The 1,153-nt window shown below is 65.0% G+C and carries 2 protein-coding genes; both read left to right on the top strand.

The features are described 5' to 3' along the window. Positions 1-108 precede the first annotated feature (108 nt). Complete coding sequence (locus QJT78_RS51475) at positions 109-771, top strand: RAD52 family DNA repair protein (protein WP_049808149.1); 663 nt, start codon at positions 109-111, stop codon at positions 769-771. After that, positions 761-1,153, top strand: a 393-nt coding sequence (locus tag QJT78_RS51470; protein ID WP_281460875.1) for a hypothetical protein, incomplete at its 3' end; no start/stop codon positions are given. The genes QJT78_RS51475 and QJT78_RS51470, both read left to right, overlap by 11 nt.

Below are 1,153 nucleotides of genomic sequence, written 5' to 3'. Positions count from 1 at the left end.
GCGCAAGCCCGACCGGACCAAGATCAAGGACGCGCTGAAGGCCGGGCGCGAGCTGCCCGGCCTCGCGCTCTCGAACTCCCCGCCCTCTGTTGTCGTGACGGTGAAGTGATGTTCAGCGACGATACCAAGGACATGCTCGGCGCGCCGCTCAACCGCGCACAGGTCAAGGAGCGCAGGCAGGGCGGGCGCACGTTCTCCTACATCGAGGGCTGGACCGTTATCGCCGAAGCCAACCGCATCTTCGGGTTCGACGGCTGGAAGCGCGAGACCATCGATGTCAAGTGCGTTTCGGAAGGCCCGCGCGAGATCGGCGAGAGCAAGGTGCCCGGCTATGGCGTCACCTACGTCGCCAAGGTCCGCGTCACCGTCGGCGAGGTCGTGCGCGAGGGCTGCGGCTCCGGGCATGGTATCGACCGCGATCTCGGCCTCGCTCACGAGAGCGCGATCAAGGAAGCCGAGACCGACGCGATGAAGCGCGCGCTCATGACGTTCGGCAATCCGTTCGGCCTTGCGCTCTACGACAAGGAGCAGAGCAACGTGGTCGATCCGGCTGAGCTGGAGGCGTCGGCGAAGCGCAAGTCGTTTCTCGAGTTCTACAAAGCCTCCATCGACGAATACACCGACAAGACCAAGCTGCTGACGTTCTGGAATAGCGACGCGCAGAAGACGGCGCGCCGCAATTACGACCTCTCGCCCGCTGAGGTCGAGATGTTGAAGACGCACGTTATGGCACGCGTCGCCCGGATCGAGGGGGCCTCCCGTGAAGCATGACATGCAGGCGTTCCAGCATGCGCCGATGATGTTCGGCGACGACAACAGGCTGTCGCGCGGCATCATCGTGCGTTGTCCCTGCGGCGCGGAGGAGCGGCTCCCCTACAACACCCACGCGCTGCCAGCGTCTTCGCAGCGCGATCAGGACGCCAACGAAATCCAGTTCGTGCGCCGCAGGCTCTTGCCACGCGGCTGGTTCATCGGCCGCAAGCGCCGCGAGCACCGCTGCCCGAAGTGCAACGCCTACCGCACCACCACGAAGCAGGAAGTTTTGAGGGAGAGGATCGAGCCCATGACGAAGGAGCTGCCGCTGCAGGTCGTTGCCAACAATACCAAGCCGGTCGATGTGCTGCCGCCGCGCGCGATGTCGCGCGAGGAGCGG

Origin of the sequence: Bradyrhizobium sp. Mp27 (assembly GCF_029953005.1) — a bacterium.
Lineage (GTDB): Bacteria > Pseudomonadota > Alphaproteobacteria > Rhizobiales > Xanthobacteraceae > Bradyrhizobium > Bradyrhizobium barranii.
This window is presented reverse-complemented; position numbering and strand designations above follow the sequence as displayed.